17 protein-coding genes are annotated in these 14,456 nt (G+C 66.1%); 13 read left to right on the top strand and 4 right to left on the bottom strand.

Features of this window, described 5'->3' with window-relative positions:
• Position 1: 1 nt before the first annotated feature.
• On the bottom strand, positions 2–748 hold the full coding sequence (locus QTI51_RS34650; RefSeq protein ID WP_116910149.1) for an SDR family oxidoreductase: 747 nt from the start codon (positions 746–748) through the stop codon (positions 2–4).
• A 196-nt stretch (positions 749–944) separates the two neighbouring features.
• On the opposite strand from QTI51_RS34650, the gene QTI51_RS34655 reads away from it, so the two are divergent.
• Positions 945–1,553, top strand: coding sequence for a 2-hydroxychromene-2-carboxylate isomerase (locus tag QTI51_RS34655; RefSeq protein ID WP_116910148.1), 609 nt, complete (start codon positions 945–947; stop codon positions 1,551–1,553).
• Between the two features lie 60 nt (positions 1,554–1,613).
• A complete protein-coding gene (locus QTI51_RS34660) occupies positions 1,614–2,297 on the top strand; it encodes a dienelactone hydrolase family protein (RefSeq protein WP_116910147.1) in 684 nt (227 codons plus the stop codon).
• 45 nt (positions 2,298–2,342) lie between these two features.
• Here QTI51_RS34660 and QTI51_RS34665 read toward each other — a convergent pair whose 3' ends face one another.
• Complete coding sequence (locus QTI51_RS34665; RefSeq protein ID WP_116910146.1) at positions 2,343–3,257, bottom strand: LysR family transcriptional regulator; 915 nt, start codon at positions 3,255–3,257, stop codon at positions 2,343–2,345.
• Between the two features lie 133 nt (positions 3,258–3,390).
• Between QTI51_RS34665 and QTI51_RS34670 the strand changes: the two genes are divergently transcribed.
• Complete coding sequence (locus QTI51_RS34670; protein WP_116910145.1) at positions 3,391–3,726, top strand: alpha/beta hydrolase; 336 nt, start codon at positions 3,391–3,393, stop codon at positions 3,724–3,726.
• A 223-nt stretch (positions 3,727–3,949) separates the two neighbouring features.
• Positions 3,950–4,318 (top strand): DUF4148 domain-containing protein, encoded by a 369-nt coding sequence (locus QTI51_RS34675; RefSeq protein ID WP_116910144.1) that lies wholly within the window; start codon positions 3,950–3,952, stop codon positions 4,316–4,318.
• Positions 4,319–4,414: 96 nt separating this feature from the next.
• Here the strand turns inward: QTI51_RS34675 and QTI51_RS34680 are convergent, their stop codons facing one another.
• Both QTI51_RS34680 and hemB read right to left on the bottom strand, forming a co-directional pair.
• A complete protein-coding gene (locus QTI51_RS34680; RefSeq protein ID WP_116910143.1) occupies positions 4,415–5,584 on the bottom strand; it encodes a magnesium transporter CorA family protein in 1,170 nt (389 codons plus the stop codon).
• A 17-nt stretch (positions 5,585–5,601) separates the two neighbouring features.
• Positions 5,602–6,615: a porphobilinogen synthase gene (hemB, locus tag QTI51_RS34685; protein WP_286517535.1), complete on the bottom strand. Its 1,014-nt coding sequence runs from the start codon at positions 6,613–6,615 to the stop codon at positions 5,602–5,604.
• A 342-nt stretch (positions 6,616–6,957) separates the two neighbouring features.
• On the opposite strand from hemB, the gene QTI51_RS34690 reads away from it, so the two are divergent.
• The 9 genes from QTI51_RS34690 to QTI51_RS34730 all read left to right on the top strand — a co-directional run.
• The gene (locus QTI51_RS34690; RefSeq protein ID WP_116910141.1) at positions 6,958–7,386 is read left to right on the top strand and encodes a CopD family protein; all 429 of its coding nucleotides are present in this window, start codon (positions 6,958–6,960) and stop codon (positions 7,384–7,386) included.
• 14 nt (positions 7,387–7,400) lie between these two features.
• Complete coding sequence (locus QTI51_RS34695) at positions 7,401–8,528, top strand: VanZ family protein (protein WP_116910140.1); 1,128 nt, start codon at positions 7,401–7,403, stop codon at positions 8,526–8,528.
• Between the two features lie 47 nt (positions 8,529–8,575).
• The gene (locus tag QTI51_RS34700; RefSeq protein WP_116910139.1) at positions 8,576–8,929 is read left to right on the top strand and encodes a (2Fe-2S) ferredoxin domain-containing protein; all 354 of its coding nucleotides are present in this window, start codon (positions 8,576–8,578) and stop codon (positions 8,927–8,929) included.
• A gap of 45 nt (positions 8,930–8,974) precedes the next feature.
• The gene (locus QTI51_RS34705) at positions 8,975–9,607 is read left to right on the top strand and encodes an alpha/beta hydrolase (protein WP_116910476.1); all 633 of its coding nucleotides are present in this window, start codon (positions 8,975–8,977) and stop codon (positions 9,605–9,607) included.
• 40 nt (positions 9,608–9,647) lie between these two features.
• A complete protein-coding gene (locus QTI51_RS34710; RefSeq protein ID WP_116910138.1) occupies positions 9,648–10,817 on the top strand; it encodes a D-alanyl-D-alanine carboxypeptidase family protein in 1,170 nt (389 codons plus the stop codon).
• A 193-nt stretch (positions 10,818–11,010) separates the two neighbouring features.
• A complete protein-coding gene (gene rpsL / locus QTI51_RS34715) occupies positions 11,011–11,388 on the top strand; it encodes a 30S ribosomal protein S12 (RefSeq protein ID WP_013543948.1) in 378 nt (125 codons plus the stop codon).
• Positions 11,389–11,538: 150 nt separating this feature from the next.
• Positions 11,539–12,012: a 30S ribosomal protein S7 gene (gene rpsG / locus QTI51_RS34720; RefSeq protein ID WP_013543947.1), complete on the top strand. Its 474-nt coding sequence runs from the start codon at positions 11,539–11,541 to the stop codon at positions 12,010–12,012.
• A 95-nt stretch (positions 12,013–12,107) separates the two neighbouring features.
• Positions 12,108–14,207, top strand: a complete 2,100-nt coding sequence (fusA, locus tag QTI51_RS34725; protein WP_116910137.1) for an elongation factor G — start codon at positions 12,108–12,110, stop codon at positions 14,205–14,207.
• A gap of 143 nt (positions 14,208–14,350) precedes the next feature.
• Positions 14,351–14,456: GTP-binding protein (locus QTI51_RS34730; protein ID WP_007829589.1), on the top strand; the 106-nt coding region annotated here is incomplete at its 3' end.

Consider the following 14,456-nt stretch of genomic DNA (forward strand, 5'->3'; position numbering starts at 1 on the left):
CTCAGCGGCCTCCGGTGACGTCGAGCAGGGCCATGGTGGTGTAGCTGGCCTCGGCCGAGAGCAGCCACAGGATGGCGCCCGCGATTTCGTCCGCCGTGCCGGCGCGCTGCATCGGAATCTGCGGCCCGAGCGCGGCGGCGCGGTCGGGCAGGCCGCCGGAGGCATGGATGTCGGTGTCGATCACGCCGGGGCGCACCGCGTTCACGCGAATGCCTTCGCCCGCCACTTCCTTGGCCAGGCCGAGGGTGAAGGTGTCGATGGCGCCCTTGCTGGCGGCGTAGTCGACGTACTGCCCCGGCGAGCCCAGCCGCGAGGCGCCGCTGGAAACGTTGACGATGGCGCCGCCCGTGCCGCCGTGCTTCGTGCTCATGCGGCGCACGGCCTCGCGCGCGCAGAGAAAGCTGCCGATCACGTTGATGCGGAACATGCGCTCCAGCCGGGCCGCGCTCATGGCGTCGACGCGGGCCGTGACGTCCACGATGCCGGCGTTGTTGACCAGCGCGCTGAGGCGGCCGAGCTTGGCGTCGACCTTCTCGAACATCGCATTCACCTGGGCCTCGTCGCCCACGTCGGCCTGCACCGCCATGGCCGTGCCGCCGCCCGCGCGAATGGTGCGCACCACCTCGTCGGCGGCCAGCGAGTTGCTGGCGTAGTTGACGGCCACCGCGTAGCCGCGCTTCGCGGCGAGCAAGGCGGTGGCGGCACCGATGCCGCGCCCGCCGCCCGTGATCAAGAGCACCTGGTCCAAAACCTACCTCCTGCAGAGAAACTGCGTGTCAGTTAAAACCGTCGGCTTGGATTACATCACCCGGGGGCGCGGGCACGAACGCCGGTATCGGCGCCGCGCCGGGCCGCCCCAGGCCAGCTCGCACCGGAGTGCGAAGCACCGAGGTTGTCGGCACCGAGCGACACCAAGCGACACCGAGCGACACGGAGGTTATCGAATGAGCACCCAAGCCAAGACGGTCGACTACTACTTTGCCCCGCAGAGCCCATGGACCTATCTGGGACATTCCCGCTTCGCGGAGATTGCCGCGGCCACCGGCGCCACGGTGCGCGTGCGCCCCATCGACCTGGGCAGCGTGTTCCCGGTGTCGGGCGGGCTGCCGCTGGGCAAGCGCGCGCCGCAGCGCCAGGCGTATCGGCTGGTCGACCTGGCGCGCTGCTCGCGCCACCTCGGCCTGCCGCTGAACCCCAAGCCCAAGTTCTTTCCGGTGGCCGGCGACGACGCAGCGCGCGTCATCATCGCGGTCGACCTGCACGACGGCACCGAGGCCGCGATGCGCATGTGCGCGGCGGTGTTCGCTGCGGTGTGGGTGCAGGAGCGGAACATTGGCGACCCGAACGTGCTCGAAGCGCTGGTCGCGGAGTGCGGCCTGCCGGCCAAGCGCGGCGAGCAGTCGCAAAGCCAGGCGGTGCAGGAACGCTACGAGGCCAACACGCAGGAGGCCATCGACATCCAGGTGTTCGGCGCGCCCAGCTACGTGATCGACGGCGAGATCTTCTGGGGGCAGGACCGGCTCGACTTCGTCGAGCGGGCGCTGCGCCCTTGATTCCCTGATGCCGGAACCCCGGCATCCATTCATCCAATTGCCATCAAGGAGCAAGACAACATGGGCCAATTCATCGATCTCACCGCCAAGGACGGCTTCACCTTTCCCGCGTACGTGGCCGAGCCCGCGGGCAAGCCGCGCGGCGCGGTGGTCGTGGTGCAGGAGATCTTCGGCGTGAACTCGCACATCCGCTCGGTGGCCGACGGCTACGCGGCCGATGGCTACCTGGCGGTGGCGCCCGCCACCTTCCACCGCGTCAAGCCCGGCGTGGAGCTGGGCTATTCGGACGACGACATGAAGAACGGCTTCGGCCTGAAGACGGCGGTGGAGGCGCTGCCCGCGCCCGGCGTGCTGCAGGACATCGAGGCATCGATCGCCTACGCATCGAAGGCCGGCAAGGTCGGCATCGTGGGCTACTGCTGGGGCGGCCTGCTGGTGTGGCGCTCGGCCGCGCTGCTGCCGGGCCTGGCCGCGGCGGCGCCTTACTACGGCGGCGGCATGACCACGCCGGAAGAAGCGGCGCGCCAGCCGAAGGTGCCGGTGCTCGCGCACTTCGGCGACCAGGACCACTGGATTCCGCTGGAAACGGTGGAAGCCTTCAAGAAGGCGCACCCCGAGGTCGAGGTGCATGTGTACAACGCCAACCACGGCTTCAACTGCGACCAGCGCGGCTCCTACGACGCGACCGCGGCCAAGCTGGCGCGCGAGCGCACGCTGGCGTTCTTCGCCAAGCACGTGGGCTGAGCGCGACCGGCCTGAAAAGAAAAAACCCGGCGCTGCCGGGTTTTTTCATGCGTGGCTGGTTTTGCGCGGCGTGCTGCCGGGGCCCACGCGGGTCTGCAGGAAGTCGAGCAGGGCGCGCAGCGCGGCGCTGTTGTGGCGCCGCTGCAGGTAGGCGGCCGACAGCCACACGTCCTTGCGCGCGTAGTCCTGCAGCACGGGCACCAGCTCGCCGTGGTCGATGTGCGACTGCACCAGGATCGACGGCAGGTAGATCACGCCGAAGCCGTGCATGGCCACGCGGATCAGCGGCGCGCCTTCGGTGCAGTCCATGCGGCTCTTGACGGACACGTCGAGCGGGGTGCCGTTGTCGTCGAAGCGCCAGACCGGCTGCTGGCCGAGCAGCGAGAAGGTCAGCGCCTCGTGGGCGGCGAGGTCGCGCGGATGCTCGGGCTTGCCGTGCTTTTTCCAGTAGACGGGCGAGGCGCAGACCACCATGTTCATGAGCCGCAGCTTGCGCACGATGAGGTTGGCGTCTTCGACCGGGCCGCTGCGCAGCTCGACGTCGATGCCTTCCTCGGCCAGGTCGACGGTGCGGTTGGTCAGCTGCAGGCTGATGGTCACGTCGGGGTAGTAGCGCATGAAGTCGGCCAGCAGGTTCGGGAACTCGCCGCTGCCCATGCCGTGCGGGGCCGAGATGCGCAGCCGGCCGCTGGGCTGGCTGGCGCGGTCCTGCAGCTCGGACTGGGTGAGCTCGACCATCTCGAGCATGGGGGTGCTGCGGTCCAGCAGCAGCTGGCCGGCGTCGGTGAGGCTCACGGAGCGGGTGGAGCGGTTGAGAAGTCGCACGCCGAAACGGGTTTCCAGCTCGGCCACATACTTGCTGACCGTGGCTTTCGACATGTCGAGCCTCTTGGCTGCCTGGGAAAAGCTGCCGTGCGATGCAACTTCCCGGAAGGTTCTGATCAGATCGAGACTGTCCATGAATGTGGGCCCATTGTTTCCGTTTTGGGAACGCGATGGTTCGATTCTCTCGGGTTTTTCCTAACCTGTTCGGGCGACACTTCGGTTACACGCCGACGTCGCCAGCCAGGCTGGGTCGTTGGAAGGAACTGAAATGACACGCTCGAACCTCACTGCCGCTCTCGTCCTGTCGCTGCTCGCTGCTTCCGGCGCCTCCAGCGCGCAGGCGCAGGGCTTCGCGCCGGTGCAGCCGCTGGCGGCGGTAACCAGCCGCAGCGACGTTGCCGCGGGCGCCGACGCCGCGGCGCGGGGAGGGAATGTGTATGGCGACGTGGTCGCCGCGCCGCTGAGGTCGCAGCCGAGTTCGCGCGACCGGGCGTCGATTCGCGCCGAGGCGGTGGCCGCCGCCCATGCGCCGAACCAGAACCTGGACCGCCGCGCCTTCGTCAACAGCGAAGTGCCGCCGCAGTTCCAGACGCCAGGGCGCTGAGCCGCTGGTCATTCGCTTCGTGTGCAGGCCGGGCCGGTGCGAACCGGGCCCGGCTTTTTCATTGCTTGCATGCCTTCATGACGCGATTGTTTCAATAGAGGAAACACGGTGTCTCTGATCGGCGTGTTCTGTCAGGCCTGTTCGCCCGGAAACTCGCTGCACAGGCAAGCGAACCAGCAAGCCTGGTGGACGAACCATCCGAACACACTAGGAGAACTGAACAATGAAGACCTCGCAAATCATCGCCGCTGCCGCCCTGACCCTGCTCGCCGCCACCGGCGCCCAAGCGGAAACGTACCAAGGCGTGAACACCGCCGTCTCGACCAAGAGCCGCGACGAAGTGAACGCCGAAGCCGTGCGCACCGCATCGGCTCCGAACCAGAACGTGACCCGCGGTTCGCGCGGCCCGGAAACGGTCGCCGTGTCGAAGGACCGTTCGATCGTCGAAGCCGAAGCCGTTCGCACCGCCTACGCTCCGAACCAGAACGTGACCGCCGGTTCGCGCGTGAACAGCAAGGTGATCTCGAACATGCAACACCCGCTGGACGTGAATGTCCAAGCCCAGCAAGGTTCGGGCGCCGTCGCCAAGTAATTGAAGCGGCCCCTCGGGGCTGTGGAAATAAAAAAGGGGCCACGCGAAAGCGTGGCCCCTTTTTTTTGCCTGCGACCGGCCCGGGCCCGGGCCCGGTCAGCGCGTGCGCGCCAGGTAGCGCTTGCGCCAGAAAATCAGCACCAGCAGCACCGCGATGACCAGCATCGACGTCATCGCGATCCAGAAGCCGTCGGCCTTGTGCACCAGCGGAATGAACTCGAAGTTCATGCCGAAGATGCCAGCGATCAGGTTCAGCGGCAGGAACACGGCGGTGAGCACCGTCAGCACCCGCATGATGTCGTTGGCCCGGTGGCCCTGCACGCTGAAATGCATCTGCACGGCCGTCTCTGCGTTCTGCTCCAGCCGGTGCACGTGGTGCACCACGCGCTCGATGTGCTCCAGCACGTCGCGGCTGCGAATCAGGATGAGCTCGCGCTCGCGCTGCTCCGTGTCGCCCTTGGGCGCGGGCAGCGTCTCCAGCGAGTCGATCCAGTCCTGCATGGCGGCGCGCTGGTCTTCGCAGATCTCGTCCAGGTGGTGCAGCGACTGGCGCGCCTCCATCAGCGCGCCCCAGTTGGTGAAGCGGCTGCGCGGGTCGATGAGCTCGGTCTGCCAGTGGTCGAGCTGTTTGGTGAGCTCGCGGCGCAGGTCGAGGTAGCCGTCGACGATCTGGTTGATCACCCGCAGCATCAGGTCCGACGGGCTTGTGGGCAGGCGCGCCGAGGTGGCGCGCGCGTCCAGCGCCGGGGCGCCGCGGCCGTCGCTCGCGCCGGCGGCCAGCAGCCGGGCGGCGAAGCCGTCGCGCACCGCGCCGTCTTCCGGGTGCACCGACAGCAGCACCCGGTCGAACACGGCGAAGCCGACCGGGCGGGTGTCGACGCGGCGCAGCACGGGCGGGCCGCTGCGCGGCGGCGGGCGCTGCGGGCTGGCCGGGGCCGCCTGAGGTTGGCCCTGCACCGGGCCCTGCGCCGCACCAGCGCCTTGCCCGTTCGCCAGGCGCCGGAACACCAGCACGTCGTACAGCGAGGTGTAGTCGTAGTGCGAGGGCAGTTGGTCGTTCAGCAGGTCGGCCACGTGCAGGTCGACCAGCTGCGTGAGGCACAGCGTCTGCAGGATCTGCTGTACCTCGGGCAGCGCATTGCGGAATTCCTCGCGCGTGAGCGAGATCCAGAGGTAGCCCCCGGCGCCGCACGCGCCCGGCACGCTCAGCGGCGCCAATGCCGCGTGCTCGCTGACCTCGGTGCGTTTGATTTCGAAGATGCGCATGCCCGGTGCCTGCGCGGCTACTTCTGCAGCAGCCGGGCGGCGTCGAGCGCGAAGTACGTCAGCACGCCGTCGGCGCCCGCGCGCTTGAAGGCCAGCAGGCTTTCGAGCACCACGGCGTCGTGGTCGAGCCAGCCGTTCTGCGCGGCGGCCTTCAGCATGGCGTACTCGCCGCTCACCTGGTAGGCGAAGGTGGGCACGTGGAACTCGTCCTTCACGCGCCGCACGATGTCCAGGTAGGACATGCCGGGCTTCACCATGACCATGTCCGCGCCTTCGGCGATGTCGATCGCCACTTCGCGCAGGGCCTCGTCGCTGTTGCCCGGGTCCATCTGGTAGACCTTCTTGTTGGCCTTGCCGAGCGTCGCGGCCGAGCCGACGGCGTCGCGGAAGGGGCCGTAGAAGGCGCTCGCGTACTTGGCGCTGTAGGCCATGATGCGCGTGTGGATGTCGCCGCGGGCTTCCAGCGCCGTGCGAATGGCGCCGATGCGCCCGTCCATCATGTCGCTGGGCGCCACGATGTCCACGCCGGCCTGCGACTGGGTGAGCGCCTGCTTCACCAGCACCTCGACCGTGGGCTCGTTCAGGATGTAGCCCGTGTCGTCGAGCAGGCCGTCCTGGCCGTGGCTGGTGTAGGGGTCGAGCGCCACATCGGTCATCACGCCCAGTTCGGGAAAGCGCGCCTTCAGCGCAGCCACCACGCGGGGAATCAGCCCGTCGGGGTTGAAGGCCTCGTCGCCGTTGGGCGTCTTCAGGCTGGCGTCGATCACGGGGAACAGCGCCATCACCGGAATGCCCGCCTGCACGCACTGCTCGGCCACGGGCAGCAGCAGGTCGAGGCTCAGGCGTTCCACGCCGGGCATCGACCCGACGGCATCGCGGCGCTTTTCGCCTTCCTGCACGAACACCGGATAGATCAGGTCGTTGACAGTGAGCGCGTGCTCTCGCACCAGGTTGCGGGTGAACGTGTCGCGGCGCAGGCGCCGCGGCCGCCCGGCGGGAAACATGGCCAGGGGGGAGGTGGATGACGTCATATGCCCAAAATTGTGCCTGAAGCAACATTTCGGGGTACTTGCTGCCATGCAGCCAGTTGTCTGACAACTACGGAAAATCGTAGAACCAAGGTTCTCATTTTTTTGCTTGAAATGTTAAAGAAAGTGGGCTATTCGCTTGAAACCTTGTTTCGTCTTTGTTAAATTCTGAAGCGGGCGGCTTGCCGCTCCCCGCTTTTCCTCCCTGAGCGGGTGCCTTGATGTGTGACAGCAAAAGGGCTTCCCAGCCCGACGTGCAGACGTCGGGCTTTTTTTTGTCCGTCGCCTTGGCGGGGCAGGGCCAAAGCGGGGCGAGCCGCAGGGTGCGCCACTAAACTGCCCCGCATGCTCTGGGTCAAATCTCTTCACATCGTCTTCATTGCCAGCTGGTTCGCGGGGCTCTTCTACCTGCCGCGGATCTTCGTCAACCTGGCGATGGTGCCGCCCGAGTCGGTGGCCGAGCGCGAACGGCTGCTGCTGATGGCGCGCAAGCTGCTGCGGTTCACCACGATGCTGGCCGTTCCGGCGATCGGCTTCGGCCTGTGGCTCTGGCTGGGTTACGGCATCGGCCGCGGGCCGGGCAACGGCTGGATGCACGCCAAGCTGGCGCTGGTGCTGGTGGCCATCGGCTATCACCACGGCTGCGGCGTGCTGCTGCGCCGTTTCGTGGCGGGGCAGAACCGGCGCAGCGACCGCTGGTACCGCTGGTTCAACGAACTGCCGGTGGTGCTGTTGCTGCTGATCGTGATCCTGGTGGTGGTGAAGCCGTTCTGAGTCCGGTTCGTACCGTGGAGAAGCCGCACAAGTCCGCTGCACTTCCCCTGGCGCTCGCCTACGCGGCGCTGATCGTCTATGCCAGCCTGTACCCGTTCGCGGACTGGCGCGACCAGGGCATCGCGCCCTGGGCCTACCTGTCGGCGCCCTGGCCCAAGTACTGGACGGGCTTCGACTTCGCGATCAACGTGGTGGGCTACGTGCCCTTCGGTTTTCTCTGCGCGCTGGTGGTGCTGCGCACGCGTCCGGGCGCGGGCGTGTGGCGCGCGGTGTTGCGCGCCAGCGCGGCGGGCGCCGCCATCGCCTTTGCGATGGAAACGCTGCAAAGCTACCTGCCGGCGCGCATTCCTTCCAACGTCGACCTGGGGCTGAACACCGCGGGCGCCATCGTGGGCGCGGTGCTGGCCGCGGGGCTCGAGCGCATCGGCGCGGTGGCGCACTGGAGCCGGGCGCGCTCGCAGTGGTTCGTCGAGGAGGCGCGCGGCGGCTTCGTGCTGCTCGCGCTCTGGCCGTTCGCGCTGCTGTTTCCGGCGGCCGTCACCTTCGGGCTGGGGCAGGTGTTCGAGCGGCTGGAGGGGGCCATTTCCGAATGGCTGCTCGACACGCCCTTCATCGACTGGCTGCCGGTGCGCCAGTTCGAGCTCGAGCCGCTGGTGCCCGCGGTCGAGCTGCTGTGCGTGCTGCTGGGGGCGCTGGTGCCCTGCCTGCTGGGCTATCTGGTGGCGCGATCGGCGGTGCAGCGCGCCGTGTTGCTGCCGCTGATCCTGCTGGGCGGCGTGGCGGCCTCGGCCTTGTCGGCGGCGCTGAGCTACGGCCCCGACCATGCCTGGGCGTGGCTCGACCTGCCGGTGCAGGTCGGCCTGGCGACGGCGCTGTTCGCGGGCGTGCTGCTGCTGTTCGCGCCACGCCGCCTCTGCGCGGCATTGCTGCTGGTGGGGCTGGTGCTGCAGTTGAGCTTGCTGAACCAGGCGCCCGAGAGCGCTTACTTCGCCCAGACCCTCGCCACCTGGGAGCAAGGGCGCTTCATCCGGTTCCACGGCCTAGCGCAATGGCTGGGATGGGTGTGGCCTTTCGCGGTGCTGGCCTATGTGGTGGCGGCGTTGTCGCGCCGGGCGCGGCCGAACGGGGACACGGCTGCATGACAGCGGCGTCACAGCCGTGAAAGAGCCCCGGTCACTAAAATCGGCCGATGCCCAGCCCCACACCCGCCACGTCGTCCGGCTACTACGGCCGCCACATTTTCTTCTGCCTCAACGAACGCAAGAACGGCGAGGACTCCTGCGCCATGCACAACGCGCAGGAAGGCTTCGACCGCTGCAAGGCGAAGGTCAAGGCCGAGGGCCTGTCCGGCCCTGGCAAGGTGCGCGTCAACAAGGCCGGCTGCCTCGACCGCTGCGCCGGCGGGCCGGTGGCGGTGGTGTACCCGGAGGCCGTCTGGTACACCTTCGTGGACGGCGATGACATCGACGAGATCGTCGAGTCGCACCTGAAGCACGGCAAGGTCGTCGAGCGCCTGGTGCTGCCGGCCGATGTCGGCCGCTGAACTTTTTCGACGCCCTCCCGCTCGTACCGTTGCTTCTCCGTGCCCATGAATTCACAAACCGAAAAACTCAGCCTCCAGGGCGCCGCCGGCGCCATCGAGGTGCAGCGTGACCAGCCCGCGGACACGCCCCGCGGCACCGCGGTGATCGCCCATCCGCATCCGCTGTTCGGCGGTACCATGGACAACAAGGTCGTGCAGACCCTGGCGCGCGCCTTCGTGGCCTGCGGCTGGACCACGGTGCGCTTCAACTTCCGCGGCGTGGGCGCCAGCGAAGGCGTGCACGACGAAGGGCGCGGCGAGCTGGAAGACATGCTGCATGTCGTCGGCCAGCTGGCCTCCGACGGCCCGCTGGCGATCGCCGGGTTTTCCTTCGGCGCCTTCGTGGCGAGCGGTGCGGCGCACACGCTCTGGAGCGAGCGCGAGCTGCAGCAGATCGTGCTCGTCGGCACCGCCGCGGCGCGCAACACGGTGGCGACGCTGCCCGTCGAAGCGCACGAGCGCACGCTGGTGGTCCACGGCGAAGCCGACGACACGGTGGCGTTGTCCGCGGTGATGGACTGGGCGCGGCCGCAGTCACTTCCTGTCACAGTCGTCCCGGGGGGCGGCCATTTCTTTCACGGACAATTGCCGCTGCTCAAAAGTCTCGTTGTCCGCCATCTGCGCGCGGGCACGGCCTGACGGCCTCGCAGGCTTGTCTCCGTCTCTTTCCAAACTCCCCATGACCCGTTTTCTCGGCGCACTTCGCGCCCTGGTTTCTATTGCCGTTGCCTCCGTCAGCCTGATTGCCGCAGCCCAGGTGCCCGCGCCGCCCGAGATCGCCGCGCGCAGCTACCTGCTGATGGACGTGACCGCGAACCAGATCCTGGCGCAGAAGGACATCGACAGCCCGGTCGAGCCGGCCTCGCTGACGAAGCTGATGTCGGCTTATGTGGTGTTCGACGCGCTGCGCGCCCGGAAGATCACGCTCACGCAGACGTTGCCGGTCAGCCCGCGCGCATGGAAGATGCCCGGCTCGCGCATGTTCATCGACCCCAAGATGCAGGTGCCGGTCGAAGACCTGATCAAGGGGCTGATCGTGCAGTCGGGCAACGACGCCACGGTGGCGCTGGCCGAAGGCGTGGGCGGCACGGTGGAGCACTTCGTCGAGATGATGAACGCCCAGGCCAAGGCGCTGGGCATGAAAAGCACCACCTACAAGAACCCCGAAGGCCTGACGGCCCCCGGCCACACGACCACGGCGCGCGACCTGAGCATCCTGGCGACCCGGCTGGTGCGCGACTTTCCGGAAGAGGCCAAGTACTACGCCATCAAGAAGTACCGCTATCCGGGCACGCCGTCGACCAACGACACCAACCGCAACCTGCTGCTGTTTCGCGACCCGACCGTCGACGGCCTGAAGACCGGCCATACCGAAGCGGCCGGCTACGGCATGGTCGCCACCGCCAAGCGCGACTTTCCGAACCTGAGCGGCGGTCGGCGCCTGCTGTCCGTCGTGCTGGGCACCACGGGCGAGACCGTGCGAGCCAACGAGTCGCAGAAGCTGCTGAACTGGGGCTACACCGCCTACGACGCGGTACGCCTGTTCGACGGCGGCCAGCCGGCCGCCACCCCGGCGGTCTGGAAGGGCAAGGCCAACGAGCTGAAGCTGGGCCGCCCCGATGCCATCGTGGTCGCCGTGCCCGCTGGCACCGCCAGCAAGATCAAGACGCAGGTGTCGCGCCCCGACCCGCTGGTGGCGCCGTTCACCAAGTACCAGCCGGTGGGCTCGCTCAAGGTCACGCTGGACGAGCAGCCCGTGGCCGACGTGCCACTGGTGGCCCTCGAGGGGGTGGAGCAGGCCGGTGTCTTCGGCCGTGCCTGGGACGCCGTGCGTCTCTGGATCAAGTAACGGGCCGCTCTGAAAAGCCTGCAGGAGCACGTTCGCGACCGCGGTGCTTGCTGTTTCAGGCTCGTTTGCTATACTCGTGGGCTTTTCGGAAATTTCCGAAGGGTTTCACGTTTTCGTCATCTCCCGGTTGTTCCTGCGTCACGACAGGAGCGGTTAATAGCCAGAGCCGGGCTGTTTTGGGACTTATTCATTCATGCCAACCATCAATCAACTGGTGCGTCAGGGTCGAACGGTCGAAAAGATCAATTCGAAGAGCCCTGCCATGCAGAACTCGCCGCAACGTCGCGGTGTCTGCACCCGCGTCTACACCACGACGCCAAAGAAGCCCAACTCGGCGCTTCGTAAAGTTGCCAAGGTCCGTCTGACCAATGGCTTCGAAGTCATCTCCTACATCGGCGGCGAAGGCCACAACCTGCAGGAACACAGCGTCGTGCTGGTTCGCGGCGGTCGTGTCAAGGACTTGCCCGGTGTGCGTTACCACATCGTGCGCGGTTCGCTCGACTTGCAAGGCGTGAAAGACCGCAAGCAGTCGCGTTCCAAGTACGGCGCGAAGCGTCCCAAGAAGGCTTAAGCCTTCCTGTCGTAAAAAACAAAGCGGTGTTCGGTTGCCTTGGCGGGCACATCGAACGAAGTGACCCAATGTCGGGTCGAGTAAGTGAGAGCTCCAGCTGGCTCTCGCGGTATCGGAAACGATGCCAACTGAAGCAAAGAGGTTAAAAAAATGCCACGTCGTCGCGAAGTCCCCAAACGTGAAATCCTGCCGGATCCCAAGTACGGCAATGTCGAGCTGTCGAAGTTCATGAACGTGATCATGGAAGGCGGCAAGAAGGCGATCGCCGAGCGCATCATTTATGGCGCGCTCGACTTCATCGAGAAGAAGAACCCGGACAAGGACCCCCTCGAAGCGTTCACCGTTGCCATCAACAACGTGAAGCCGATGGTCGAAGTGAAGTCGCGCCGCGTGGGCGGTGCGAACTATCAAGTGCCGGTCGAAGTGCGCCCCGTGCGCCGCCTGGCGCTGTCGATGCGCTGGATCAAGGAAGCCGCCCGCAAGCGCGGCGAGAAGTCGATGGCCCTGCGTCTGGCCAACGAACTGATGGAAGCCACGGAAGGCCGTGGCGGTGCCATGAAGAAGCGCGACGAAGTGCACCGCATGGCAGAAGCCAACCGGGCGTTCAGCCACTTCCGCTTCTAAAAATCAAACTTCGCTTGGGCGTTGGGTGTCGAGTGTCGGGCGTTGTGCCCGTGCTCGGGGCCCAGCGCTCAACGCATTTAACCCGAAAGTAAATCATGTCCCGCAAGACCCCCATCGAGCGCTACCGCAACATCGGCATCTCCGCGCACATCGACGCCGGCAAGACCACGACGACCGAACGTATCCTGTTCTACACCGGTGTGAACCACAAGATCGGTGAAGTGCACGACGGTGCCGCCACGATGGACTGGATGGAGCAAGAGCAAGAGCGCGGTATCACGATCACGTCGGCCGCCACCACCTGCTTCTGGAAGGGCATGGCTGGCAAGTTCGAAGAACACCGCATCAACATCATCGACACCCCCGGCCACGTGGACTTCACCATTGAAGTCGAGCGCTCGATGCGCGTGCTGGACGGCGCCGTGATGGTGTACGACGCCGTCGGCGGCGTGCAGCCCCAGTCGGAAACCGTCTGGCGCCAGGCCAACAAGTACAAGGTGCCCCGTCTCGCGTTCGTCAACAAGATGGACCGCACCGGCGCCGACTTCCTGCGCGTGCGCCAGATGATGGTGGACCGCCTGAAGGCCAACCCCGTCGTGATCCAGATCCCGATCGGTGCCGAAGAGCACTTCCAGGGCATCGTCGACCTCGTGAAGATGAAGGCGATCATCTGGGACGAAGACAAGGGCGTGACCTTCCAGTACGGCGAGATCCCCGCCAACCTGACCGACGTCTGCAACGAATACCGTGAAAAGCTCGTCGAAGCGGCTGCCGAAGCCAGCGAAGAGCTGATGAACAAGTACCTCGAAGGCAACGAGCTGACCGAGGAAGAAATCAAGGCGGCCATTCGCCAGCGCACCATCGCCGGCGAAATCCAGCCGATGCTGTGCGGCTCGGCCTTCAAGAACAAGGGCGTGCAGGCCATGCTCGACGCCGTCATCGAATACATGCCCGCGCCGACCGACATCCCCCCGGTCAATGGCCTGGACGAAGACGAAGCACCGGTCATCCGCAAGGCTGACGACTCGGAAAAGTTCTCGGCACTGGCATTCAAGCTGATGACCGACCCGTTCGTGGGCCAGTTGACCTTCGTGCGCGTCTACTCGGGCGTGCTGACCAAGGGCGACAGCGTCTACAACCCGGTGCGCGGCAAGAAGGAACGTATCGGCCGTATCGTGCAGATGCACGCGAACAACCGCGAAGAAGTCAACGAAATCCGCGCCGGCGACATCGCTGCCTGCGTGGGCCTGAAGGAAGTGACCACGGGCGAAACCCTGTGCGATCCGTCGGCCATCGTGACGCTCGAGCGCATGGTGTTCCCGGAATCGGTGATTTCGCAGGCCGTCGAGCCGAAGACCAAGGCCGACCAGGAAAAGATGGGCATCGCCCTGCAACGCCTGGCTCAGGAAGATCCTTCGTTCCGCGTGAAGACCGACGAAGAATCGGGCCAGACCATCATCGCCGGCATGGGCGAGCTCCACCTTGAAATCATCGTGGACCGCATGAAGCGCGAATTCGGCGTGGAAGCCAACGTGGGCAAGCCGCAAGTGGCCTACCGCGAAACGATCCGCAAGACCGTCGAAGACGCCGAAGGCAAGTTCGTTCGCCAGTCGGGCGGCAAGGGCCAGTACGGCCACGTGATCCTGAAGCTCGAGCCGCAGGAAGCGGGTAAGGGCTTCGAGTTCGTCGACGCCATCAAGGGCGGTGTGGTTCCTCGCGAATACATCCCCGCGGTGGAAAAGGGCGTCGTGGAAGCGCTGACGCAAGGCGTGCTGGCGGGCTACCCCGTCGTGGACGTCAAGGTCACGCTGCACTTCGGTTCGTACCACGACGTGGACTCGAACGAAATGGCGTTCAAGATGGCCGCGATCTTCGGTTTCAAGGAAGGCGCACGCAAGGCCAGCCCGGTCATCCTCGAGCCGATGATGGCCGTGGAAGTCGAGACGCCTGAAGACTACGCCGGCAACGTGATGGGCGACCTGTCCTCGCGTCGCGGCATGGTGCAGGGCATGGACGACATGATCGGTGGCGGCAAGTCCATCAAGGCAGAAGTGCCGCTGTCGGAAATGTTCGGCTACTCGACCACGCTGCGTTCGATGTCGCAAGGCCGCGCCACGTACACGATGGAGTTCAAGCACTACGCCGAAGCTCCCCGTAACGTTGCCGAAGCCATCGTCGCTGCACGCGCCAAGTAAGTTTTTGAAGAATGCGGGGCCGTGCAGTGCGCGGCCCTTCTTGTCTGCGATCCGGTGCCGCCTTGTTCCCGTGCGAGGCGAACCAGCAATCGGGTGCAGACATAAAACCAATACACGGGACATGCTCTTTCAAGGATTGAAAAATGGCAAAAGGTAAATTCACCCGCACCAAGCCGCACGTGAACGTGGGCACGATCGGTCACGTCGACCACGGCAAGACCACGCTGACGGCTGCGATCGCCACGGTGC

It is taken from the genome of Variovorax sp. J22G73 (genome assembly GCF_030317035.1).
In the GTDB taxonomy this organism is placed as follows: domain Bacteria; phylum Pseudomonadota; class Gammaproteobacteria; order Burkholderiales; family Burkholderiaceae_C; genus Variovorax.

What these genes read in the sequence shown, in the direction of transcription:
- fusA (WP_116910137.1), top strand. Translation starts at nt 12,108, where the DNA reads ATGTCCCGCAAGACCCCCATCGAGCGCTACCGCAACATCGGCATCTCC.
- rpsG (WP_013543947.1), top strand. Translation starts at nt 11,539, where the DNA reads ATGCCACGTCGTCGCGAAGTCCCCAAACGTGAAATCCTGCCGGATCCC.
- QTI51_RS34670 (WP_116910145.1), top strand. Translation starts at nt 3,391, where the DNA reads ATGACACGCTCGAACCTCACTGCCGCTCTCGTCCTGTCGCTGCTCGCT.
- QTI51_RS34705 (WP_116910476.1), top strand. Translation starts at nt 8,975, where the DNA reads ATGAATTCACAAACCGAAAAACTCAGCCTCCAGGGCGCCGCCGGCGCC.
- QTI51_RS34700 (WP_116910139.1), top strand. Translation starts at nt 8,576, where the DNA reads ATGCCCAGCCCCACACCCGCCACGTCGTCCGGCTACTACGGCCGCCAC.
- QTI51_RS34710 (WP_116910138.1), top strand. Translation starts at nt 9,648, where the DNA reads ATGACCCGTTTTCTCGGCGCACTTCGCGCCCTGGTTTCTATTGCCGTT.
- QTI51_RS34655 (WP_116910148.1), top strand. Translation starts at nt 945, where the DNA reads ATGAGCACCCAAGCCAAGACGGTCGACTACTACTTTGCCCCGCAGAGC.
- rpsL (WP_013543948.1), top strand. Translation starts at nt 11,011, where the DNA reads ATGCCAACCATCAATCAACTGGTGCGTCAGGGTCGAACGGTCGAAAAG.
- QTI51_RS34675 (WP_116910144.1), top strand. Translation starts at nt 3,950, where the DNA reads ATGAAGACCTCGCAAATCATCGCCGCTGCCGCCCTGACCCTGCTCGCC.
- QTI51_RS34680 (WP_116910143.1), bottom strand. Translation starts at nt 5,584, where the DNA reads ATGCGCATCTTCGAAATCAAACGCACCGAGGTCAGCGAGCACGCGGCA.
- QTI51_RS34660 (WP_116910147.1), top strand. Translation starts at nt 1,614, where the DNA reads ATGGGCCAATTCATCGATCTCACCGCCAAGGACGGCTTCACCTTTCCC.
- QTI51_RS34690 (WP_116910141.1), top strand. Translation starts at nt 6,958, where the DNA reads ATGCTCTGGGTCAAATCTCTTCACATCGTCTTCATTGCCAGCTGGTTC.
- hemB (WP_286517535.1), bottom strand. Translation starts at nt 6,615, where the DNA reads ATGACGTCATCCACCTCCCCCCTGGCCATGTTTCCCGCCGGGCGGCCG.
- QTI51_RS34665 (WP_116910146.1), bottom strand. Translation starts at nt 3,257, where the DNA reads ATGGACAGTCTCGATCTGATCAGAACCTTCCGGGAAGTTGCATCGCAC.